The organism is Streptomyces sp. NPDC001070 (assembly GCF_053598835.1).
Genome location: NZ_JBSFLB010000025.1, coordinates 112,010 through 134,511, shown reverse-complemented (window position 1 = coordinate 134,511; position 22,502 = coordinate 112,010). Strand labels below are relative to the sequence as shown.

The 22,502-nt window shown below is 73.3% G+C and carries 17 protein-coding genes; 5 read left to right on the top strand and 12 right to left on the bottom strand.

The genetic code is table 11. The features are described 5' to 3' along the window. Nucleotides 1-6 precede the first annotated feature (6 nt). The 4 genes from uvrB to ACWDAS_RS28195 are packed head-to-tail and all read right to left on the bottom strand — an operon-like array spanning nucleotide 7 to nucleotide 5,903. Nucleotides 7-2,103 (bottom strand): excinuclease ABC subunit UvrB, encoded by a 2,097-nt coding sequence (gene uvrB / locus ACWDAS_RS28210; RefSeq protein ID WP_450396372.1) that lies wholly within the window; start codon nucleotides 2,101-2,103, stop codon nucleotides 7-9. Nucleotides 2,104-2,148: 45 nt separating this feature from the next. Continuing rightward, nucleotides 2,149-3,288 carry an acyltransferase family protein gene (locus tag ACWDAS_RS28205; protein ID WP_450396370.1) on the bottom strand — a complete coding sequence of 380 codons (1,140 nt, stop codon included), beginning with the start codon at nucleotides 3,286-3,288 and terminating at the stop codon, nucleotides 2,149-2,151. Continuing rightward, complete coding sequence (locus tag ACWDAS_RS28200) at nucleotides 3,285-5,459, bottom strand: bifunctional polysaccharide deacetylase/glycosyltransferase family 2 protein (protein WP_450396367.1); 2,175 nt, start codon at nucleotides 5,457-5,459, stop codon at nucleotides 3,285-3,287. The genes ACWDAS_RS28205 and ACWDAS_RS28200 overlap by 4 nt, the downstream gene beginning before the upstream one ends. 6 nt (nucleotides 5,460-5,465) lie before the next feature. Next, nucleotides 5,466-5,903, bottom strand: coding sequence for a hypothetical protein (locus ACWDAS_RS28195; protein ID WP_450396365.1), 438 nt, complete (start codon nucleotides 5,901-5,903; stop codon nucleotides 5,466-5,468). 293 nt (nucleotides 5,904-6,196) lie between these two features. On the opposite strand from ACWDAS_RS28195, the gene ACWDAS_RS28190 reads away from it, so the two are divergent. Beyond that, entirely contained in the window at nucleotides 6,197-7,234 is a 1,038-nt protein-coding gene (locus tag ACWDAS_RS28190; RefSeq protein ID WP_450396362.1) for a chitinase, read from the top strand. On the opposite strand, the gene ACWDAS_RS28185 is transcribed toward ACWDAS_RS28190, so the two are convergent. Together ACWDAS_RS28185 and ACWDAS_RS28180 are read right to left on the bottom strand one after the other, a co-directional pair. After that, nucleotides 7,199-8,047: an MHYT domain-containing protein gene (locus ACWDAS_RS28185; protein ID WP_450396360.1), complete on the bottom strand. Its 849-nt coding sequence runs from the start codon at nucleotides 8,045-8,047 to the stop codon at nucleotides 7,199-7,201. The two genes, ACWDAS_RS28190 and ACWDAS_RS28185, sit on opposite strands and share 36 nt — an antisense overlap. A 128-nt stretch (nucleotides 8,048-8,175) precedes the next feature. After that, a complete protein-coding gene (locus ACWDAS_RS28180) occupies nucleotides 8,176-9,114 on the bottom strand; it encodes a hypothetical protein (protein ID WP_450396357.1) in 939 nt (312 codons plus the stop codon). Nucleotides 9,115-9,286: 172 nt separating this feature from the next. On the opposite strand from ACWDAS_RS28180, the gene ACWDAS_RS28175 reads away from it, so the two are divergent. Continuing rightward, entirely contained in the window at nucleotides 9,287-9,865 is a 579-nt protein-coding gene (locus ACWDAS_RS28175) for a methylated-DNA--[protein]-cysteine S-methyltransferase (RefSeq protein WP_450396354.1), read from the top strand. Between the two features lie 115 nt (nucleotides 9,866-9,980). Beyond that, on the top strand, nucleotides 9,981-10,808 hold the full coding sequence (locus tag ACWDAS_RS28170) for an N-formylglutamate amidohydrolase (RefSeq protein ID WP_450396351.1): 828 nt from the start codon (nucleotides 9,981-9,983) through the stop codon (nucleotides 10,806-10,808). Here ACWDAS_RS28170 and ACWDAS_RS28165 read toward each other — a convergent pair. The 6 genes from ACWDAS_RS28165 to rpsA form a co-directional block, all read right to left on the bottom strand. Next, nucleotides 10,801-13,926, bottom strand: coding sequence for an alpha-N-acetylglucosaminidase (locus tag ACWDAS_RS28165; RefSeq protein ID WP_450396348.1), 3,126 nt, complete (start codon nucleotides 13,924-13,926; stop codon nucleotides 10,801-10,803). The genes ACWDAS_RS28170 and ACWDAS_RS28165 overlap by 8 nt on opposite strands. 135 nt (nucleotides 13,927-14,061) lie before the next feature. After that, on the bottom strand, nucleotides 14,062-14,430 hold the full coding sequence (locus ACWDAS_RS28160; protein ID WP_450396345.1) for a tetratricopeptide repeat protein: 369 nt from the start codon (nucleotides 14,428-14,430) through the stop codon (nucleotides 14,062-14,064). Nucleotides 14,431-14,524: 94 nt separating this feature from the next. Beyond that, complete coding sequence (locus ACWDAS_RS28155) at nucleotides 14,525-15,463, bottom strand: slipin family protein (RefSeq protein WP_450396342.1); 939 nt, start codon at nucleotides 15,461-15,463, stop codon at nucleotides 14,525-14,527. Between the two features lie 64 nt (nucleotides 15,464-15,527). Next, nucleotides 15,528-16,130: a dephospho-CoA kinase gene (coaE, locus tag ACWDAS_RS28150; RefSeq protein WP_450396340.1), complete on the bottom strand. Its 603-nt coding sequence runs from the start codon at nucleotides 16,128-16,130 to the stop codon at nucleotides 15,528-15,530. Between the two features lie 52 nt (nucleotides 16,131-16,182). Further along, nucleotides 16,183-17,118, bottom strand: a complete 936-nt coding sequence (locus ACWDAS_RS28145; protein WP_450396337.1) for a PAC2 family protein — start codon at nucleotides 17,116-17,118, stop codon at nucleotides 16,183-16,185. A 164-nt stretch (nucleotides 17,119-17,282) separates the two neighbouring features. Next, nucleotides 17,283-18,770 carry a 30S ribosomal protein S1 gene (gene rpsA / locus ACWDAS_RS28140; protein WP_450396334.1) on the bottom strand — a complete coding sequence of 496 codons (1,488 nt, stop codon included), beginning with the start codon at nucleotides 18,768-18,770 and terminating at the stop codon, nucleotides 17,283-17,285. 304 nt (nucleotides 18,771-19,074) lie between these two features. Here rpsA and ACWDAS_RS28135 point away from each other — a divergent pair, with 304 nt between their 5' ends. Together ACWDAS_RS28135 and hrpB are read left to right on the top strand one after the other, a co-directional pair. Continuing rightward, on the top strand, nucleotides 19,075-19,935 hold the full coding sequence (locus tag ACWDAS_RS28135; protein WP_450396331.1) for a class I SAM-dependent methyltransferase: 861 nt from the start codon (nucleotides 19,075-19,077) through the stop codon (nucleotides 19,933-19,935). After that, nucleotides 19,932-22,469 (top strand): ATP-dependent helicase HrpB, encoded by a 2,538-nt coding sequence (gene hrpB, locus ACWDAS_RS28130; protein ID WP_450396328.1) that lies wholly within the window; start codon nucleotides 19,932-19,934, stop codon nucleotides 22,467-22,469. The genes ACWDAS_RS28135 and hrpB overlap by 4 nt, the downstream gene beginning before the upstream one ends. Nucleotides 22,470-22,502 lie beyond the last annotated feature (33 nt).

Below are 22,502 nucleotides of genomic sequence, written 5' to 3'. Positions count from 1 at the left end.
GTACGGTCAGGCCACGCCGGCCTCCCTCATCTGCCGCAGCTCCTTCTTCAACTCGCCCACCTCGTCGCGCAGCCGGGCCGCGACCTCGAACTGCAGGTCCGCGGCGGCGGCATGCATCTGGTCGGTCAGCTCGCCGATGAGGTCGGCCAGTTCGGCGGCGGGCAGGCTCTTGGCGGCCCGCTTCTCCCCCGCCTTGGCGGAGAGCCCCGGCACCGGAGCCTTGCCGCGCGAGCGCTGGCGGCCGGAGCCCAGCAGCTCCTCGGTGTCGGCGTCCTCACGGGCGAAGGAGTCGAGGATGCCGGCGATCTTCTTCCGCAGCGGCTGCGGGTCGATGCCCCTCTCCTCGTTGTACGCGATCTGCTTGACCCGGCGCCGGTTGGTCTCCTCGATGGCCTTCTCCATCGCCGGGGTGATCTTGTCGGCGTACATGTGGACCTGGCCGGAGACGTTGCGCGCGGCACGGCCGATGGTCTGGATCAGGGAGGTGCCCGAGCGCAGGAAGCCCTCCTTGTCGGCGTCGAGGATGGCGACCAGCGACACCTCGGGCAGGTCCAGGCCCTCGCGGAGCAGGTTGATGCCGACCAGGACGTCGAACTCGCCCGCCCGCAGGTCGCGCAGGAGCTCCACGCGGCGCAGGGTGTCGATGTCGCTGTGCAGATACCGCACCTGGATGCCGAGCTCCAGCATGTAGTCGGTGAGGTCCTCGGACATCTTCTTGGTGAGGGTGGTGACCAGGACGCGCTCGTCGCGCTCGGCGCGCAGCCGGATCTCGTGCACCAGGTCGTCGATCTGCCCCTTGGTGGGCTTGACGATGACCTCGGGATCGACCAGGCCGGTCGGGCGGATGATCTGCTCGACGACGCCGTCGCCGCGGGAGAGCTCGTACTTGCCCGGGGTGGCCGACAGGTAGACGGTCTGGCCGACCCGCTCCAGGAACTCCTCCCACTTCAGCGGGCGGTTGTCGAGGGCGGAGGGCAGGCGGAAGCCGTGGTCGACCAGAGTGCGCTTGCGGGAGGCGTCGCCCTCGTACATGGCGCCGATCTGCGGCACGGTGACGTGCGACTCGTCGATGACGAGGAGGAAGTCCTCGGGGAAGTAGTCGATGAGGGTGTCGGGGGCGGAGCCCGCCTCGCGGCCGTCGATGTGCCGCGAGTAGTTCTCGATGCCGGAGCACGTGCCGATCTGGCGCATCATCTCGATGTCGTACGTGGTGCGCATCCGCAGCCGCTGGGCCTCCAGCAGCTTGCCCTGCTTCTCCATGACCGCCAGCTGCTCGCCGAGCTCCTTCTCGATGCCGGCGATGGCCCGCTCCATGCGCTCGGGGCCGGCGACGTAGTGGGTGGCGGGGAAGACGTACAGCTGCTGGTCGTCGGTGATGATCTCGCCGGTGAGCGGGTGCAGCGTGTACAGGGCCTCGATCTCGTCGCCGAACATCTCGATGCGGACGGCGAGCTCCTCGTAGACCGGGAAGATCTCGATGGTGTCGCCGCGCACCCGGAAGGTGCCGCGGGTGAACGCCACGTCGTTGCGCGCGTACTGGATGTCGACGAACTTGCGCAGCAGCGCGTCCCGGTCGATCTCGTCGCCGACCTTGAGCCGCACCATGCGGTCGATGTACTCCTGGGGGGTGCCCAGGCCGTAGATGCAGGACACCGAGGCGACCACGACCACGTCGCGGCGGGTCAGCAGCGAGTTGGTGGTGGAGTGGCGCAGCCGCTCGACCTCCTCGTTGATCGAGGAGTCCTTCTCGATGTAGGTGTCCGTCTGCGGGACGTAGGCCTCGGGCTGGTAGTAGTCGTAGTACGACACGAAGTACTCGACCGCGTTGTTCGGCAGCAGCTCGCGGAACTCGTTCGCCAGCTGGGCGGCGAGGGTCTTGTTCGGCGCCATGACCAGGGTCGGGCGCTGCAGCCGCTCGATCATCCATGCCGTGGTCGCCGACTTGCCCGTGCCCGTCGCGCCGAGCAGGACGACATCGTTCTCCCCCGCGCGGATGCGCCGCTCGAGGTCGTCGATGGCGGTCGGCTGGTCGCCGCTGGGCTGGTAGGGGCTGACGACCTCGAAGGGCGCCACACTGCGTTCGATGTCTGATACGGGCCGCATGGGTCAACGGTACGACCCCCCACTGACAACCGGTCCCGGACCGGCTCAGGGCAGCAGTCGCGGCCGGCGCCCGGCGGCGAGGTCCTCAACCCGGCCGAAAAGCAGCACGGCCACCGCGATCAGCACCCAGGTCACCGCGAACTGGAACCACACGCTGTCCAGTGGCAGCGAGACCTCGAAGGCCCTGACCCGCCACATCTGGTCGATCAGGGGGACGCTGAGGATCAGTGCGACCTCGTGCCACAGGTAGACGGTGACGGCCCGCGCGCTGACGATCCGCACCAGCCGTTCCAGCGGGGGGACCCGCCCCACCACGTCCGCGCGCGGCCGGAAGCGCAGCAGGAACAGGACGAAGCCGGCCGACCACAGGGCCTGGGCGAGGGGGATCTCGTTGAGGTCGTACGAGCCCTCGGCGCGGTGGGTGAAGGCCCACAAGCCGCCGGCCGCCATGGCGGCGGCCGCCAGGACCGGCACCAGTTCCGCCCGCATGCGGTCGAGCAGCCCGTCACGGTGGGCGAAGCCGAGCAGCCAGCAGGTCAGGAAGGTCGCCAGGTCGGTGAGGGCGCTCCCGGCCCGGCCCTCCGGCGGGCTCCAGACCGTCTGGAGGAGCACGACCGGGACGAGCGAGACGACGAGGACGGCGGACGGCGACCGCCGGAAGACGCGCAGCAGCAGGGGCGACAGCAGCACGAACCACAGATAGGCGCGCACGTACCACAGGACCGCGGTGGCCTGCTCGGCCCAGGCGCTGCCCGGGGGGTCGCCCACCGGCATCACCCACAGGAGCATCCGCGCCCACCAGTGCCCCACGTGGTGCTCACCGGGCGCCCAGCCGTGGAGCAACATGGCCGGCACCACAAGGGCGCCGAAGCACCACAGCGGCAGCAGCAGCCTGCGCAGCCGTCCGCGCACCACCGGCAGCGCGGGCCGCTCCAGGGAGCGGGCCATGAACGAGCCCGCGAGGGCGAACATCACGCCCAGGGAGGGGAAGGCCAGGCTCAGCCAGGCCCACCCGAACGTGTGGTACGTCACCACGCGGACGAGCGCCAGGGCGCGCAGGGAGTCCAGGTAGCGGTCGCGGCCGCCCGTTGCGGGGGCGGCGGCGCGGGCGGTCGCGCGGGCGGCGTGCCGGCCGTGGGTCCTGGGCCGGGGCAGGGGCAGGGCGGCGGTCTCGGGCGCGGTCATCGGGCGGCTCCCACGGGTGCCTGCGGGGCACCGACCTCGCCGGTGCGCTCCAGCTTCTGCCAGCGCAGCCGGCCGCCGGTCAGGGCCGTGACGCAGGAGTGGATCAGGACGAGGTACATCAGCTGGCGGTAGACGATCTGCTGCAGCGGCAGCATCAGCAGGTAGCGGTACTTCTCGCGGTCCAGGCGGAAGGCGTACCCCGCGCACAGCAACTGGACGAGGAGCAGGGCGGCCCAGGCGAGCACCGACTTCAGCGGGTCGACGAAGACGGCGCCGTAGAGGGTGAGGAGGTCGATCAGCGGCGCGAAGAGGGGCGTGACGATCTGGAAGAACACCACGAGCGGCATGCCGACCCGGCCGAAGCGGCCCGACGGTCCGCGGTCCACGAACGAGCGCCGGTGCTTCCACAGCGCCTGCATGGTGCCGTAGCTCCAGCGGTAGCGCTGCCGCCACAACTGGCCGATGCTGCCAGGGGCCTCGGTCCAGGCGCGGGCCTGCTCGACGTACACCACGCGCCAGCCCGCGCGGTGCAGCGCGATGGTGACGTCGGTGTCCTCGGCGAGGGTGTCCCCGCTCATGCCCCCGGCCTGGAGCAGGGCGCTGCGCCGGAAGCCGCCGACGGCGCCGGGGACGGTGGGCATGCAGCCGAGCAGGTCGTACATGCGGCGGTCGAGGTTGAAGCCCATCACGTACTCGATGTGCTGCCACGCGCCGATGACCGTGGTGCGGTTGCCGACCTTGGCGTTGCCGGCGACGGCGCCGACGCCGGGGTCGGCGAAGGGCTGGACGAGCCGGTGCACGGTGCCGGGCTCGAAGACGGTGTCGCCGTCCATCATCACGACGAGCTCGTGGCGGGCGTACTCCAGACCGTTGTTGAGCGCGGCGGGCTTGCCCGCGTTCTCCTGGCGCACGACGCGCACCTGGGGCAGGCCCATCGCCTCGACGATGTCACCGGTGCCGTCGGTCGAGCCGTCGTCCACGACGACGATCTCCACGGGATGGCTGCTCGCCACGAGGGAGCCGACCGTGTTGGCGATGCACTCCTTCTCGTTGTACGCGGGCACGATGACGCTGACCGGCTCGGTGACCCGTGGGCCCCAGCTGAAGCGGCGGCGGCCCCGGATCCTGGCGTGCTTGCGGGCGAGGACGAGCATCATGGCGAACCGGGCCAGGACGGCGACGCCGACCACGACCAGCAGCCAGAACAGGACGGGCATGGTGAACTCGGCCAGGGCCACCGCCCAGATGAGGGCGCGGCCCTGCCACAACTCGGGTCCGGTCGCTCGGTGGTTGGCGGTCGTCGCGCCCAGGCTCGCGGTCAGCGTGGTGAAGGTGTAGCCCTTCGCCTTCATGGTGTCGATGTACGTGCCCAGCGCCTCGACGGTCTGGGAGCGGTCGCCCCCGGCGTCGTGGAAGAGCACGGAGGCGCCCTCGCCCTTCCTTGGGGCGGCGCTGCCGACGATCTTCGCGACGCCCGGGCGCCGCCAGTCCTCGCTGTCGGTGTCGACGAAGGCGCTGATGTAGCCCTTGGTGCCGAGGTACCGGTAGACGCGCCACGTGGTGTTGTCGATGGCGTCGGGCTCGGAGGAGTACGGGGCGCGGAAGAGCGAGGTCGTGATGCCCGCGGCACCGGCGAGAGCCAGCTGGGTCTGGGCGAGCTCGCGGTCGATCCTGGCCCTGCTCTGGTACGACAGGTCGACGTGGGAGAAGGTGTGGACGCCGATCTCGCTGCCGGAGCCGACCATGTCGCGGATCAGGCCGGGGTAGCGGGCGGCCATCTGGCCCACGACGAAGAAGGTGCCCGGCACGTGGTGTTCGCGCAGCACGGCGAGCACCTTCGGGGTCCACTCGGGGTCCGGGCCGTCGTCGAAGGTCAGCGCGATCGTTCTGGAGGGCAGGGCGTGGCTGTTGGGCTCGCCGTCGGCGGAGAAGGTGATGACCGGGCCGCCGTCGAGGACGGAGGCCGGCACGGCTGCGGCGCTCCCGGACTCGTGGACGCGGCTGTCGTTGCCGATCTCGGAGTGCAGATAGCCGTCCAGCAGCATCACGCAGACCAGTACGAGGAGCCCCAGCGCGGCCATGACGACGCGGGGTCTGGGCACGGCCTGCCGACCGGCCGTGGCCACCTTGGTGATCGCTCCGGGCGCCGCGTGCCGTCCCGTACGCGCCATGTCCGCTCAGTCGTCCCAGCCGTCGCCCGGATCCGGGGCCTCGCCACCGCCGTCGCCGGTGGGGAACGGGGAGGAGTCCGGTCGGGGCGGCGCGGGGACGGAGGCGGAGGCAGTGGCGGTGCGCACGTCCGTGGGCCGGAGGGAGGCGCTCGCGGACGGGGTGGCGCGGGACCCGCCGCCGCTGGCGGAGGGCGCCGCTGAGGCGGCCGGGCGCGTGGCCGTGGCGGAGGCGGTGCTCTCGGCGGCGGGGACGACGGTGGGCAGGGCGGCGGGGACCCAGGCCGCGGGCACGGTGGCGGAGGGGGCGGCCGACGCGCTCGCGGCGGGTCTCGGGGCGGCACCGGTTCTCCTGCCCGCCTCGGCCTGCGCCGCCGCGCCGGCGGGGTCGCCGGCGCCCGGAATCAGGGTCTCGGGCGCGAAGGGGGTGCCTCCGGCGAAAGCCACTCCCAGGAGGACGGCATATCCCGCACAGGCGGTCCCGACGGCCAGTCCGGCCCGCCGGATAATGCGCGCGCGGCGGCCCGATGTATCGACGAACACAGGCCCTTCCGCGGTGGACCGCCTACGGGGACACGCCCGCCGGGAGATGGAATGCATGCGCGGAATGTTAGCAGTAATTTCTCTTCGAGAATTCCCCGGATTCGCTCGGAAATAATCGCACGAACGATCCCCGGGACCCTTTCACCAATTCACGGAAAGTGTGATCCGAAATTCCCGGGGCAGATAGTCTCTCCGACATGAAGAGCCGCACGGCACAGCTGATCACCGGACTCGTGGCCGCCGCCATCGCCGCCACGACCGCATTCCTCCTCACGGACACGACGCCCGCGGGATCCCCCGCGCCACGCACGCCCGCGGGCGGGGAGCGGGCGGCCGAGGTGGCCTTCACCCCGTACGTGGACGCCTCGCGCTCCACCGGGTACGACATGGCGGAGGCCGCCCGCAGCACCGGTGCCGACGGCTTCACCCTCGGTTTCGTCACCGCGCGCGACGGGTGCGCCGCGACCTGGGACGGGCGGGACGGCATCGCCCACGGCACCCTTGCGGCACGGATCGCGAGCCTGCGGGCCACGGGCCGCGATGTGCGGGTCTCGTTCGGCGGCGCCGACGGCAGGGAACTGGCCGGCGCCTGCGAGGACGCCGGCGAACTCGCCTCCGTCTACAGCGATGTGATCGACCGTTACCGACTGACCCGGATCGACTTCGACGTCGAGGGCGACGACCTCGCGGACACCGCCGCCAACACCCGCCGGGCGCGGGCCGTCGCCGCCCTCCAGAGGGAGGCGAAGCGGGAGGGCCGGACGCTGTCGGTCTCCTTCACGCTGCCCGTGATGCCGTCGGGCCTGACCGCCGAAGCCTCGGCACTGCTGGCGGACGCCCGGCACCAGGGGGTACGCGTCGACGGCGTCAACATCATGGCGATGGACTACGGGGAGGCGTACACCGGCGACATGGGCGGATACGCGCTACGGGCGGCCACCGCGGCCCACGGACAGCTCAAGGCGCTGCTCGACCTGCCGGACGCGGCGGCCTGGCGGACCCTCGTGGTGACCCCGATGCTCGGGGTGAACGACATCAAGGGCGAGGTCTTCACCGTGCGGGACGCGGCCGAACTGGCCGCCTTCGCCCGCGAGAAGGGGCTCGGCGGCCTGTCCATGTGGTCGGCCGACCGGGACCGCCCCTGCGAAGGCGGCGCCAAGGAGACGGCCGCGACCCAGTGCAGCGGTGTCGAGCAGCCGTCACTGACGTTCGCGCGGGCGCTCGCGGGCGCGTGAGGGGCGGGCGTCGTGCGCGGAGCGCGCCGCCCGCGCGGAACGGCGGCCGCGGTCGGGCGCGGGCTCCGGGAAGGGGTCGGCGGCGGGCGGGTCGAGCGCCACGACGACCCCCGCGAGAAAGAGGAACACGACGGGGCCGATCAGCACCGGCGCCAGGAGCGCGGCCGGCCCCGCGCCGCTCGCCTCCTCCCGCGCACCGCTGTACAGGTGCACCGTCAGCGCCGACATGCCGATGTAGTGCATGGCGGTGACGGCGAAACCGAGGACGAGGCAGGCGAGTACGCCGACGTACATGCGCCTCTTGGAGACCGCGCACCACAGGGCGACGGTGGCGGCGAGCACCGCTACCCCGACGGACAGCCCCACCGTGGACGGCGAGTACTCCAGGTCGGCGTGGAGCCGCATGCCCCGCATGCCCATGTAGTGCATGGCGGCGATGCCCAGTCCCGTCAAGCCTCCGCCGGCCAGCACCGCCGGCACCGTACGGCCGACGAAGCCGACGACGAACACCCCGATGCCGACGACCGCGACGGCGACCAGCAGGCTCTCGAAGGTGGCGAGCGTGTCATAGGTGATCCGCACCTGGCCGACGGTGAAGCCCATCATGGCGATGAAGTGCATGGTCCAGATCCCGGAGCCGATGGCCGCGGCTCCCAGCGCGAGCCAGCCGGCCCGTCGCGAGGGGCGCATGGCCAGGGCCCGGGTGACGCAGCGCAGCCCGAGGGCGGCGCCCAAGCAGGCCATCAGGTACCCCGCGAGAGGGGTCGCCCATCCGTAGGTGAATCCGTTGACCGTTCCGTACGTGCCGCTCACAGCACCCTCCCCTTGCCGCCAAGGTCCCCCGCTCGCTCCCTTCCGCCCCCGCGCCGACTCAGGCTAGGGTCGCCGGCCGCCCCTGCGCGGCCGCCTCATGGCGACTTCATCGCGCGGACATCCGTACGTCACATCGCCCCGGGCAGCGCCGTGATGCGGTCCAGCGGCCCGTACGGGCCCGCCGCCAGGGCGATGCGCAGCGCGGCGACAACCTCGGCGGGGCTGCGGGTGAGCGCGGCGGGCGCGATCCGCAGCACGCGCAGCCCCAGCGCCTCCAGCCGCCCGCGGCCGGCGCCCGGGCCGAGGTCCAGCACGAGGCCGTCACGCACCCAGTACGCGTCCGGTGATCCCAGAAAGGCGCCGTCGAGCTGCAGCGTGGGACGCCACATCGGCTGCCGCAGTCCGGACCGGGCGACCAGCGCGCGGGCCATCGGCTCGGCGGAGGCGGCACGGGGGCCCGGATCCAGGGACCCCAGCAGCGCGGCGACGGCGGGGCGCCTGGCCAGCACCGTGCCGCCCAGTTCCGCGGCGAGCGCGGGGGCGGGCACCCCGAGTGCCATGACCAGCTCGCGCACCACGTCCAGAGCCCACTCGGGGTCGATGGACTCCCGTACGCCGTCGGCCGCCGCGCGGACCACCGGCGCCACCGGCACACCGTCGACGGTGTCGGGCACGGGGAGCCCACGGCCGTGATGGACCCGCACCCAGGTGTGGGTGCGGATCCGGCGCTCGCTCGGCACGAGCACGTCCACCACGGGCAGCCCGCACGGCGGGACGGCGACGGCGACACCGTGCAGCGCGAGCCCCGCCACGCCGGTGATCATGGCGGGGACCTGCGGGTACCCGGCGAAGGCCAGCGCCGCCCTGGAGCGCTGGGCGGCCGTCAGCGGACCGGGGTGGAGGACGACCACCCGTGGCAGCGGCCGCTGCCACCGCCCGCCGGGACGGCACCACTCGCGCAGCCGGCTCTGCGGCACGCCTGCCGCGGAGAGCTGGGCGACGGTGGCGACCCTGTCCTGCTCGCGCGAGAGCCGGCGGACGGCGGCGGTGAAGTCGTTTCGCGTCATGGGCGCCCCCTCCCCTCTCGCGACCGATCGACCACCGCCTGTGACAGACCTGTCGAGAACGGCCACCCTCCCGGGTGGCCGGAGGTGCGGCCGGTTGCCGTCGCCGCCGTGGTGCCGGTGCGGCAGCGGAGGCCGGGGCCCGCTGTCAGTGCCCCCGCCTAGGCTGGGGACCGTGACACATCCGGAGACCCCTTCCACCGAGGTGGCCTGGACGGTGCTGGAGGCACCGATCGGGCCGCTGCTGCTCGCCGCGACCGCACAGGGCCTGGTCCATGTCGCCTTCCGGATCACGGAGGAGGCCGCGCCCGCCGCGCTGGAGCGGATCTGCTCCCGGCTGGGCGCCGCACCCGTGCGGCGGCCGGGCCCCGCGAGCGCCGCGGGGGCCCGGCTGGACGAGGCGATACGCCAGTTGGAGGCGTACTTCACCGGGACGCTGCACGCCTTCGACCTCGACCTCGACTGGTCGCTGACGACCGGCTTCAACCGCCGGGTGCTGCGCGAACTGTCGGCCGGCGTCCCGTACGGCAGCGTGGTCGGTTACCAGGACCTGGCGAACCGGGTCGGCGAACCGGGCGCGGCCCGCGCGGTCGGGATGGCCATGGGGGCCAACCCGCTGCCGGTCGTCGTCCCGTGCCACCGGGTCCTGGAGAGCGACGGGGGCATCGGCGGCTTCGGCGGGGGTCTGCGCATGCTCGACATCAAACGCTCGCTGCTGGCCCTGGAGGGTGTCCTGCCGGAACCGCTGTTCTGACGACCCGCCACCGTCATCGCATGCCGCATGCCGCACGCCGCACGCCGCACGCCGATGGTCGTGAGATCCCCTCCCGTTACGATGGCCGCGCCACGCCAGCGGGGCCGGGGAGGGCATGGAAGTGGACAAAGCGACATTTCACGTCACCGAGGGCGCGCCGGACTCGCCGGTGCTGCTCCATGTGCCGCACAGCGCCCGCGCCGTGCCCGGGCACGTCCGTGAACGCATCCTCCTCGACGACGCCGGACTCGCCGCCGAGCTCGACCACATGACGGACTCCCACACGGACCTGATCGCGGCGCGGGCCGCCGCGCGTACGGGGGCGTGGCAGTTCACCAACCGCCTGTCGCGGCTGGTCGTCGACCCGGAGCGGTTCCCGGACGAGCGGGAGGAGATGCGGGCCGTCGGCATGGGTGCCGTCTACACCCGCACCTCTCACGGGGCGCCGCTGCGCGAGGACGACCCCCGGCACGAACGCGCCTTGCTGGAGGCCTACTTCGAGCCGTACGCGGCCGCCATGACGGAGGCGGTGCAGGACCGCCTGGAGGCGGCCGGGCGGGCGGTCGTCATCGACGTGCACTCCTACCCCGGCGCGCCGCTCCCCTACGAGCTGCACGGCGACGGGCCCCGCCCCGCCGTCTGCCTGGGCACCGATCCCTTCCACACCCCGCCGTGGCTGCTGGACGCCGCCCGCGAGGCCTTCGCTCAGTGCGGTGGGATCGGGCTCGACTCGCCCTTCGCGGGCACCTATGTGCCGTTGAAGCACTACGGCACGGCCCGCGAGGTGTCCGCCCTCATGGTCGAGATCCGCCGCGACCGGTACATGACCGAGCCCGGCGGTGCCCCCACCGAGGGGCTCGGCCGGCTCGCCGACGCCCTGGCCGACCTCGTCGCCGCTGTGGGCGGAGGCCACGGCGGCGCGGGCGGCGACGGCCTCAGGTGACGGCGAAGCCGGTGAACTCCACCAGGCCCCGGTCGCCCGTACCGCCGTTCCCGGCGCTCATGAAGATCCCCACGTCCTGAGCCCGCGCCGCCGCCGGGACCCTCACCGTCGCGACCTTCCGCCACGTCGCCCCGTCGTCCGTGCTGCACTCCCCCGTGTAAGCCCGGCCCCGGCGGCGCAGCCGCAGCAGCACCGGGGCCCGCACCCCCGCGACCCGGCGGTAGCGGTTCAACCGGCCGTCGCCGTCGGAGTCGTAGGACAGCGTCACCCCGTGCCCCGGCGTCACCGCCAGGTTCAGGAAGCCCGGGGCGGCCGGATCACCGAGGTCGTCGCGGACCACGATGCCCGCCCGTGCCCATTCCGCGGTCTCCGCCTGGGTGTCGACCCGGGTGGTGACCGTCCCGCCGTCCCGCAGCGCGCCGGGCCGGAAGACCGCCGCGAACTCGGTCGTGCCCTTCCACAGGTCGCGCCCGGCGCCGTCGATGGCGAAGCGGTCACCGAGCTGCCCGAAGACCGCGCCGGTGCCGTTCACGGTGCGGTACGCACGGTCCAGCGCGCCCGCGACGTACAGGTCCCCCGCGGCGACCGCCGGCACCCGCGCACCACCCGGTACCGGCTCGTACGCGGCGCGCGCCTCGTACCGCAGCGGGGACAGCGGCCGCTTCGGGCGCGTGTCGGGCGCGGTGACGTGCCAGGTCGCGCGGCCCGTGCCGCCGGGCGCCACGCGCGGCAGCGACAGCGCCCCGCGCGGCACGGCCCGCACCCCGTCGGTGGTCAGGGAGAAGCCGACCGTGCCCGTGGGGGCGAGCCCGTTGGTGTTGGTGAAGGCCGCGGTGACCAGGGCCCGGCCGCCCGGCACCAGTGTCGTCGGTTCCGCGGCCACGGTCAGGGTGCCCTGGTACGGGGCGGCGGCCAGGGTGTCGTACGCCCGGCGCGCGAGGCTGTGGGCGTCCCCGGTGGGCCGGGTCGGATAGCTTCCGCCGCGTGTCGTCCAGGGTTCCTCGGCGCGGTACCAGTCGATCGCCTTCGGTGCCCGGCCGGCGGCCAGCGCGGCTCCCCACTCGTCCAGGAAGGCCCGCCAGCGCGGCAGGTAGAAGTCCGCGATCAGCCCGTTCCAGTCGCGGTTGGCGTACTCGTGCAGCGACACCGAGGTCGCCCGTCCGCCCCAGGTGGTCGCCAGCACCCGGGCGGTGCGCTCCAGCTCCGCGCGCTGCGCCTGCGCGCCGCCCCAGGCCCGGGCCTCCGCGAGCCAGGGCCCGAGCAGGAACGCCCGGTGCCCGCCCGCGACCTCGTCGGCCAGCCGCATCAGCCGCAGCCAGAGCTCGGACAGCTCGCGGAAGGCCGCCGCGTCGCCGCGCCCGTACGCGGCGCGCAGCTGCGGCAGCAGCTGCCGGCTGCGGTTGGCGACGGCCTGCCGCGCCACGTCGATCAGGTCGTAGCGGTACGCATCGCGGCCGCGCGCTCCGGCGCCCACGCCCAGCAGTGCGGCGAACGCCGTGTCGAAGGCCGCCGGTTCGTAGGTGAGGGCGTTCGGCGCGTACACGCTCCCGGAGTCCGCGGTCAGCGAGGGCCGCGCGGTGAAGAGGCTGTCGTGCGCGTCGGCGCGCTCCAGCGCGTCATGGCGGTAGGCGGTGCGGCGCAAGGCCTGCCAGGCGACGCGGGCCTGGCCGTCGTCGGTCCCGTAGCGGGTCCGCGCGTAGGTGTCGAACCAGGTCGGCAGGTCCACCCGCTCCTCGTGCCAGGGCAGTTCGCAGAAGAGCTCGAACGCCGCCGGGTCTCGCTCGGCGGCCTCCGGGAGGTAGCAGGTGCCGGCCAGGGCGCTGCCGGGCTTGTCCCGCCAGGTGAAGAAGCGGTCCGCCCACACATGGGTCTTGGCGCCGATCGTGGTCCGGCCCCCGAAGTTGGGAATGGAGCCGAAGGCGTACGGCGTGCCCGCCCAGTCCCGCTCCCGGTCGGTGACCGAGGCGAACCGGTCGGAGACGCCGTCCACGACGAGCATCCGCTCCTTGTCGACGGCGGCCAGCAGATCGGCCCGCGGGTTCTTCTCCCAGCCGAGGATCACCCAGGTGGCGTGGGGGTGCGCGGCGCGCAGCGCCCTCTGGACGCCGCGCGCGGCCGCGGCCACGGGCACCTCGCCCGATGTGCCGCCCTCGTGGAGCAGGTCCATCTTGAAGTACGCCGCCTCGCCGAACAGCTCCTTCTGGTGGTGGTAGAAGGAGGCGGCCACGGCGGCGAAGGAGTTGGTGCGCGGATCGAGCCAGTCGGGGCGCGCGAAGCCGTGCCAGGTGCCCTGCGGGACGACGCGCGCCCCCGGGTTGCGGCCGGCGAAGCCGTCCGGGACGGTGCCGAAGTAGCCGGGCAGCACCGGGGCCATGCCCAGTTCCCGCAGCCGGGCGGTGATCCTGCGGCCCAGCGCGGCGCGGGCGTCGACGGTGTCCCCGCTCAACGGGCCGCCGTACGCGGACAGGTTCTGCAGCAGCCACCACGGCTGGTGGGACGGCGCGGGCAGCCAGGCCAGGGCCTCCGCGTCGGAGTAGCCGAACTCACGCAGCACGCGCCGGTACACGGCCTCGGCGCCCGCCACCACCAGCACCTCGTTGCAGCCGTGCAGCGCCAGGACGTCGATGAAGCGCTCCCAGCGCCGCCAGTCGGCGTACGGGGCGGTGTAGCCGTCGTTGGTGTCGTTGAGGGCGAAGCGGTGCGGCACGGTGGCACGCCGGGCGATGCCACCGGGAGGCGGGGCGGGCAGGGTCGCGGGCAGCGCGTCCAGGCTGTCGCCCACCCACGAAACGCCGACGCCGCACACGTGTTTCAGGTACCAGCGCACACCGCACAGCAGTGTGGCCGGGGATGTCCCGGCTACCTCGATCCGGCCCCGCGCGCCGCCGATCCGGAAGGAGTCGGAGCGGTTGCCGTCCTTGCCGCCGGTTCCGGTCCCCCGGCCCGCCGCGACCAGCCGGAACTGCCCCGCGTGCCGCGGCAGCAGCCGCCCCAGCGCTGCCCGCGCGGGAGCGGCGTCAAATGCGCCGGCCGCCATGGTCGCGCCCGCAGCCTCCGACGGGAGCACCGCGCCCGCCGCGGTCGCGGCTGCGGAACCCAGCAGCGTACGTCTGGACATTCGAGTCACGGCCGGCTCCCGACGGTTGAGGCAGCGTCAGAACGCGTGCCTCGGAACCGTAACGGGAGTGACGAGAAGGATCAATGTGACGCGAGGGGCGTTCACCGTAAAATCGGGCGAACTCCCCACCCTGGCTCACGCCGAGTCGGGGAAGCGGGCGGCCTGCAGATAGTCCGGCTTCGGGTCGAGCGCCGCCGCCAGCCGGAAGTGCCGCAGCGCCTCCCCGGGCCGGCCGGACCGCTCCAGGGTGCGGCCGAGGGCGAAGTGCGCGTACGCGTTGTCCGGCTCGCGCTCCAGGACGACCTGGAACTCCAGCTCGGCGGGGCGCAGCTGCGCGGAGAGGAAGAACGCCCGCGCGCGCAGCAGCCGCGCCGCGGTGTTCTCCGGGTGGGCGGCGATGACCGAGTCCAGGAGCTTCACCGCCCCGCGGGCGTCGCGCGCCGCGAGCAGCTGCTCCGCCGCGCGGAAGTCGATGACATGGTTCTCGGGGCTCTGCTCGGGCACAGCCGCCTCCTTCCCCGGGGCGTTCAACAGGTCACAACTACCCAACATCACCACCCGCATATGCATTCCCCCCGGGGAGCAGCGGGCGGCGCGCTCAGGCCTCCTCGTCGGCCGGCTGCCGTTCCGCCGGTACGGCGGGCGTGACCGGGTCGCTCGGCGCCTCCAGGGCCGCCGGGGCCGTGCCGCCGACCTCGGCGACGGGCTCCGACTGCTCCGGAGCCGGTGCCGGTACCGGTGCCGGAGCCGCCTCGGCCCGCGGCCGGTCGCTTCCGGCCGCCCGCTCGAAGAACCTCAGCATCTCCACCGGGAACGGCATGACCAGCGTCGAGTTCTTCTCGGCGGCCACCTCCACGACCGTCTGCAGCAGTCGCAGTTGCATCGCGGACGGCGTGCTGTCCATCGCCGACGCGGCCTGCGCCAGCTTCTGCGAGGCCTGCAGCTCACCGTCGGCGGTGATGATGCGCGCCCGGCGCTCACGGTCGGCCTCGGCCTGCCGCGCCATCGAGCGCTTCATCGACTCCGGCAGGGCGACGTCCTTGATCTCCACCCGGTCGATGTGGATACCCCACTCGACGGCCGGGGTGGCCAGCAGCAGCTCCAGGCCCTCGTGGATGGCCTCGCGCCCCGACAGCAGGTCGTCCAGCTCGCTCTTGCCGATCACCGAGCGCAGGGAGGTCTGCGCCACCTGCAACATGGCGAACTGGTAGTTCTGGACGTGCACCGTGGCCTTGATCGGGTCGATGACCCGGAAGTACAGCACCGCGTCCACCCGCACCGAGACGTTGTCCCGGGTGATGCCCTCCTGCGAGGGCACCGGCATGGTCACGACCTGCATGTTGACCTTGGTCATCCGGTCCATGAGCGGCACCAGCATGCGCGGCCCCGGCTGCTTGGCCTGCGGCCGCACCCGCCCGAAGCGGTAGACCACACCCCGCTCGTACTGCTTGATCACACGGAAACTGCTCTTGAGACCGCCCAGTCCGAGCACCACGGCGGCGATCGCGACCACGGCCGACACGGCTTCCATACCCATCCCCCTCATGTCCACGGCGCAGCGACGCTACTGCCCCACAGACGCCGGTGGAGAGGGTGCCGGATCAGCTCTTGACGATCTTTTGACGCAACTGCTCCCAGAGCTGCCGGACCTGGGGCTCCAGCGCCTCCAGCGGACCGTCGTTGTCGATGACCGCGTCGGCGACCGCCAGCCGCTGCTCGCGGGTGGCCTGGGCGGCCATCCGGGCACGGGCGTCGTCCTCGGTCATACCGCGAAGCCGCACCAGCCGGTCCAACTGGGTCTCCTGGGCGGCGTCCACCACCACGACCACGTCGTACAGCGGCGCCAGGTTGTTCTCCGCCAGCAGCGGGACGTCGTGCACGACGACGGCGTCGGGGCCGGCTGCACGCTCCAGCGCGGCGGAACGGTCGCGGACCAGCGGGTGGACGATCGCATTGAGCGCCCGCAGCCGCTCGGGGTCGGAGAAGACGATCCCGCCCAGCTTCGGCCGGTCCAGGCTGCCGTCGGCGGCCAGCACCTCCTCGCCGAACTCGGCGACCACCGCCGCCAGCCCCGGCGTGCCCGGCTCGACCACCTCGCGCGCGATCCGGTCGGCGTCGACCAGCACCGCCCCGTAGGAGGACAGCAGCCGTGACACCTCGCTCTTGCCCGCCCCGATCCCGCCCGTCAGCCCCACTTTGACCATGGCGCGAGACTACCGGTGCCCGGCGCCGCCGGTCGCACCCGGACCAGCCGGATCAGGAGCCGTCGTCCTCCCGGTCGGCCAGGAACCGCTCGAACTCGGCCGCCAGGTCGTCCGCCGACGGCAGCTCGACCGGTTCGGCGATCAGGTTCTCGCGGCTGCTGCCTCCCGCCAGCGCGTCGTACTGGTTCTCCAGACCCCGCACCACCGAGACCAGCTCCGCGTCGCCGTCCGCGACCTGCCGGTCGATCTCGGCGCGCACGGTGTGCGCCTCCATCCGCAGGGCGTGCGCCACCTGCGGGAGCACCAGGCCGGTGGCCGCCGTCAGCGCCTCCACAACGGCCAGCGCGGAGTCCGGGTAACCGGAACGCGCCAGGTAGTGCGGCACGTGCGCGGCCACGCCCAGCACGTCACGGCCGGCCTCCGCGAGCCGGAACTCGATCAGCGACTCGGCGCTGCTCGGCACCTGCGCCTCGTCGAACCAGCTGCGGTGCCCGGGCACCAGGTCCAGCCGGTTGCCGTGCGGCGTCATCCCCACCGGACGGGTGTGCGGCACGCCCATGGGGATGCCGTGGAAGTTGAACGCCAGGCGCACTCCCAGCCGCTCGACGATCTGCACCACCGCCGCGGCGAAGCGCTCCCACTCCACATCCGGCTCCTGGCCGGACAGCAGCAGGAACGGCGAGCCCGTGCTGTCGCGCACCAGGCGCAGCGCGATCTCCGGCGCGTCGTACGCCGTCCAGCGGTCCCGCTTGAAGGTCATCAGCGGACGGCGCGCCCGGTAGTCCACCAGCCGGTCGGCGTCGAAGCGCGCCACCAGCCGGTGCTCCTGCCGCTCCAGCAGCTCCTCGACGACCTGCGAGCCGGTCTCACCGGCGTCGATGTACCCGTCGAAGTGGTACAGCAGTACGGGCCCGGTCTCCCCGAACGCCTCGTCGACCGCCTCGGCCCCGCCCGGCTCGTATGCGTAAAGCCCCTGCGGATCCAGCACCGCGCACCCTTCTTTCTCTCCTGATCAACTTTCTGTGCAACGGACGGCACAGCCCGCGCATTCCCGCGCGGACCCGGCGACCGGTAAGGACCGGGCAACGCGGAAGGACCCGCCCTCCAGGGGAGAGCGGGTCCTTCCGTGGTGCGTGGGCGTCAGCCCTGCGATCAGCTCTGGCCGCCGGCCAGCTTCTCGCGGAGCGCGGCCAGCGCCTCGTCCGAGGCGAGCGCGCCGGACTGGTCGCCGGACTCCGAGGAGTACGAGCCACCGGCGGGCGCCGGAGCGGCCTCGCCGGCCGCGGCCGCAGCCTCGGCGTCGGCCTCGCGGGACTTGATGACCTGCGCCTGGTGCTGCTCGAAGCGGGCCTGCGCCTCGGCGTACTGGCGCTCCCACTCCTCGCGCTGCTTCTCGTAGCCCTCGAGCCAGTCGTTGGCCTCGGGGTCGAAGCCCTCGGGGTAGATGTAGTTGCCCTGGTCGTCGTAGGACGCGGCCATGCCGTAGAGGGTCGGGTCGAACTCGACCTGCTCCGGGTGGGCACCGAAGGACTCGTTGGCCTGCTTCAGCGAGAGGCTGATGCGACGACGCTCGAGGTCGATGTCGATGACCTTGACGAAGATCTCGTCGTTGACCTGGACGACCTGCTCCGGGATCTCCACGTGGCGCTCGGCCAGCTCGGAGATGTGGACCAGACCCTCGATGCCCTCGTCCACGCGGACGAACGCACCGAACGGCACCAGCTTGGTGACCTTGCCGGGGACGACCTGGCCGATCTGGTGGGTCCGGGCGAACTGCTGCCACGGGTCTTCCTGGGTCGCCTTCAGCGACAGGGAGACGCGCTCGCGGTCCATGTCGACGTCCAGGACCTCGACCGTGACCTCCTGGCCGACCTCGACGACCTCGGAGGGGTGGTCGATGTGCTTCCAGGACAGCTCGGACACGTGCACCAGGCCGTCCACGCCACCCAGGTCCACGAAGGCACCGAAGTTGACGATGGAGGAGACGACGCCGGAGCGCACCTGACCCTTCTGGAGGGTGGTGAGGAAGGTCTGGCGGACCTCGCTCTGGGTCTGCTCCAGCCAGGCGCGACGGGACAGGACCACGTTGTTGCGGTTCTTGTCCAGCTCGATGATCTTGGCCTCGAGCTCCTTGCCGACGTACGGCTGGAGGTCGCGGACACGGCGCATCTCGACCAGGGAGGCGGGGAGGAAGCCGCGGAGGCCGATGTCGAGGATGAGACCACCCTTGACGACCTCGATGACGGTACCGGTGACGATGCCGTCCTCTTCCTTGATCTTCTCGATCGTGCCCCAGGCGCGCTCGTACTGGGCGCGCTTCTTGGACAGGATCAGGCGGCCCTCCTTGTCCTCCTTCTGGAGGACCAGGGCCTCGATCTCGTCGCCCACGGCGACGACCTCGTTGGGGTCGACGTCGTGCTTGATCGAAAGCTCACGCGAGGGGATGACGCCCTCGGTCTTGTAGCCGATGTCGAGCAGGACCTCGTCCCGGTCGACCTTCACGATGACGCCGTCGACGATGTCGCCGTCGTTGAAGTACTTGATCGTCTCGTCGATCGCGGCGAGGAAGGCTTCCTCGGAACCGATGTCGTTGACCGCCACCTGCGGGGTGGTACGAGGGGCCTCGGTGCTGCTCGTCATTAGGAAAAGGGCTCCGGTACGGACATGAAGTCGTAGGTACTGCTACGCCGTAAGCCCGTTTCGCTCCTGCCGATTCCGGACAGCCCGCAAGGCCGAGAGGTTTACAACAGATGTGAGCGCAGCCTGCTCCGTCCGAGGCGCGCAGGCTCGCAGCGCAACTTGTAGCATACGGGGGCAGCCGGGCACGGTCAATGCGCGAAGGCCACACCGGGGGCGTAACACCCCTTACCGGGCACTGGCGCACGGACGTGCTGCGGCGACACCGCAGCCACAGGTCACCACAGAGGGTACGACGACCACAGCGATGATCCAAGCACCGGCCCCCCGGCCCGTCCCCGAAGAACCCGAGGCCACGCGCCGTGTCGCGGGCAGCACGGAGAGCAGTCGAGCCAACCGCGGATGGTGGGACCGCAACGCCGACGAGTACCAGAACGATCACGGCGAGTTCCTCGGCGACGCCGATTTCACATGGGGCCCGGAAGGAGTAACGGAGGACGACCTCCGCCTCCTCGGACCCACCGAGGACCTCCGGGGCGCGGCCGTCCTGGAGATCGGCGCCGGCGCCGCCCAGTGCTCCCGCTGGCTCGCCGCGCGCGGCGCCCGGCCCGTCGCCCTCGACCTCTCCCACCGCCAGCTCCAGCACGCCCGCCGCATAGACGACGCGCGCGCCGCGTCCTCCCCCGCCTCTCCCGTCCCCGCGTTCCCCCTCGTCCAGGCCGACGCCGGCGCCCTGCCCTTCGCCGACGCCTCCTTCGACCACGCCTGCTCCGCCTACGGCGCCCTGCCCTTCATCGCCGACACGGCCCACGTCATGCGCGAGGTCCGGCGCGTCCTGCGCCCCGGCGGCCGCTGGGTCTTCTCCGTCACGCACCCCATCCGCTGGGCCTTCCCCGACGAGCCCGGCCCCGAGGGGCTCACCGCCTCCGCCTCGTACTTCGACCGCACCCCCTACGTCGAGCAGGACGAGGCCGGGCACGCCGTCTACGTCGAGCACCACCGCACCCTCGGCGACCGCGTCCGCGAACTCGCCGCCGCCGGCTTCCACCTCGTCGACCTCGTCGAACCCGAGTGGCCCGACTGGAACACCGGGGAATGGGGCGGCTGGTCCCCGCTGCGCGGCCGGATCATCCCCGGCACCGCGATCTTCGTCTGCGTCGCCGCATGACCCGCCGGCCCGCGGGCACCCGCGAGGACGCCCTCGCCGCCCTCCCGGTGCGCACCGCCCTGCCGGCCCTCCGCGACGCCCTCGCCGGACACGGCTGCGCCGTCCTCGCCGCCCCGCCCGGCACCGGCAAGACCACGCTCGTCCCGCTCGCCCTGGCCGGGCTCCTCGACGACGGCCGCCCCACCCGCCCCGTCCTCGTCGCGGAACCGCGTCGCATGGCCGCCAGGGCCGCCGCCCGCCGCATGGCCTGGCTGCTCGGCGAGGAGACCGGCGGCCGGGTCGGCTACACCGTGCGCGGCGACCGCAAGGTCTCCCCCGGCACCGTCGTCGAGGTCGTCACCACCGGCGTCCTCCTCCAGCGGCTCCAGCGCGACCAGGAACTCCCCGGCACCGGCACCGTCCTCCTCGACGAATGCCACGAACGCCACCTGGACGCCGACACCGCGATGGCCTTCCTGCTCGACGTACGCGCCGCCCTCCGCCCCGACCTGCGCATCGTCGCCGCCTCCGCCACCACCGACGCCGGCGCCTGGTCCCGGCTGCTCGGCGACGCACCCGTCGTCCACGCCGAAGGCCGCACCCACCCCGTCACCGTCACCCACGTACCCCCGCCGCACGGCATCCGCCCGCCGCACGGCATGCGCGTCGACCCCGCCTTCCTCGACCACGTCGCCGCCACCGTCCGCACCGCCCTGCGCACGGCGGACGGCGACGTCCTCTGCTTCCTCCCCGGCACCGGCGAGATCGCCCGGGTCGCCGGGGTGCTCGGCGGGGTCGACGCCGACGTCCTCCAGCTCCACGGCCAGGCGCCCGCCGCCGTCCAGGACGCCGTGCTCCGCGGCGGCGACGGCAGCCGGCGCCGTGTGGTGCTCTCCACCTCCGTCGCCGAGTCCAGCCTCACCGTGCCCGGCGTCCGTGTCGTCGTCGACTCCGGCCTGGCCCGCGAATCCCGCACCGACCACGCCCGCGGACTCGGCTCCCTCACCACCGTGCGGGCCTCGCTCGCCACCGCCGCACAGCGCGCCGGACGCGCCGGACGGGAAGCCCCCGGCGCCGCCTACCGCTGCTGGAGCGAAGCCGAGGACACCGCCCGACCGCGCTTCCCCTCACCCGAGATCGCCGTCGCCGACCTCACCGGATTCGCCCTGCAGACCGCCGCCTGGGGGGACCCGGACGCCACCGGACTCGCTCTCCTCGACCCGCCTCCGCCCGGCGCCCTCGCCGCCGCCCGTGACGTCCTCACCGCCGTCGGCGCCACCCGCCCCGACGGCCGCACCACCGACCGCGGCGGCCGCATGGCCCGCATCGGCCTCCACCCGCGTCTCGCCCGCGCCCTCCTCGACGGCGCCCCCCGGGTCGGCACCCGGCGCGCCGCCGACATCGTCGCCCTCATCGCCGAGCAGCCCCCGCGCGACTACGGCGACGACCTCACCGCGGCCTGGCGCACCGCCCGCCGCGCCCACGACGGCTACGCCGACCGCTGGCGCCGCGAAGCCCGCCGCCTGTCCGCCGCGGCCCCCGGCCATCCGGTCACCGGCCTCACCGACGACACCGCCGCCGGCCTCGTCACCGCCCTGGCCTTCCCCGAACGCGTCGCCCGCCGCCGCGGCACCGGCGCCGGCTATCTGATGGTCTCCGGCACCGCCGCCGACCTCGCCGACGGCACCCGCCTCGGCGCCCCCGGCTGGCTCGCGGTGGCCGTCGCCGACCGCCCGGCGGGCTCCCCCTCCGCCCGCGTTCGCCTCGCCGCCGTCATCGACGAGGACACCGCCCGCGCCGCCGCGGCACCGCTGCTCACCGAAACCGACGAGGTCACCTGGGCGGACGGCGACATCGCCGCCCGCCACGCCGTACGCCTCGGCGCGGTCGAGATCACCGCGCGCCCCATCGCCGACCCCGATCCCGCGCTGCTGCGCGCCGCGCTCCTCGACGGCCTGCGCCGCGAAGGACTGGGCCTGCTGAAGTGGACCCGGGACGCCGACGCCCTCCGGCAGCGCCTCGCCTTCCTCCACCGCGAACTCGGCGCCCCCTGGCCCGATGTCTCCGACGAGGCCCTGCTGTCCCGTACGGACGACTGGCTCGCCCCCGAGCTCGCGGGCGCCCGCCGCCGCGCCGACCTCGCTCGCGCCGACGCCGCCACGGCGCTGAACCGGCTCCTGCCCTGGGCCACCGGCGAGGCCGCCCGCCTCGGCGAACTCGCCCCCGAACGTGTGGAGATCCCGTCCGGCTCCAAGGTCCGCGTCTCCTACGACGGCGACCGTCCCGTCCTCGCCGCCAAGCTCCAGGAACTCTTCGGCTGGACCGCCACCCCGCGCATCGCCGGCGGCCGCGTCCCCCTCCTCGTCCACCTGCTGTCCCCCGCCGGCCGGCCTGCCGCCGTCACCGCCGACCTGGCCTCGTTCTGGCGCGACGGCTACCGCGCCGTCCGCGCGGAACTGCGCGGCCGCTACCCCAAGCACCCCTGGCCGGAGGACCCCACGACGGCGGTCGCCACCCGGCACACCACAGCGCGGCTCGATACGCCGGGCCGATGAGGAGCGGGCGTCTCCCGAGCGGCGGGACATCTC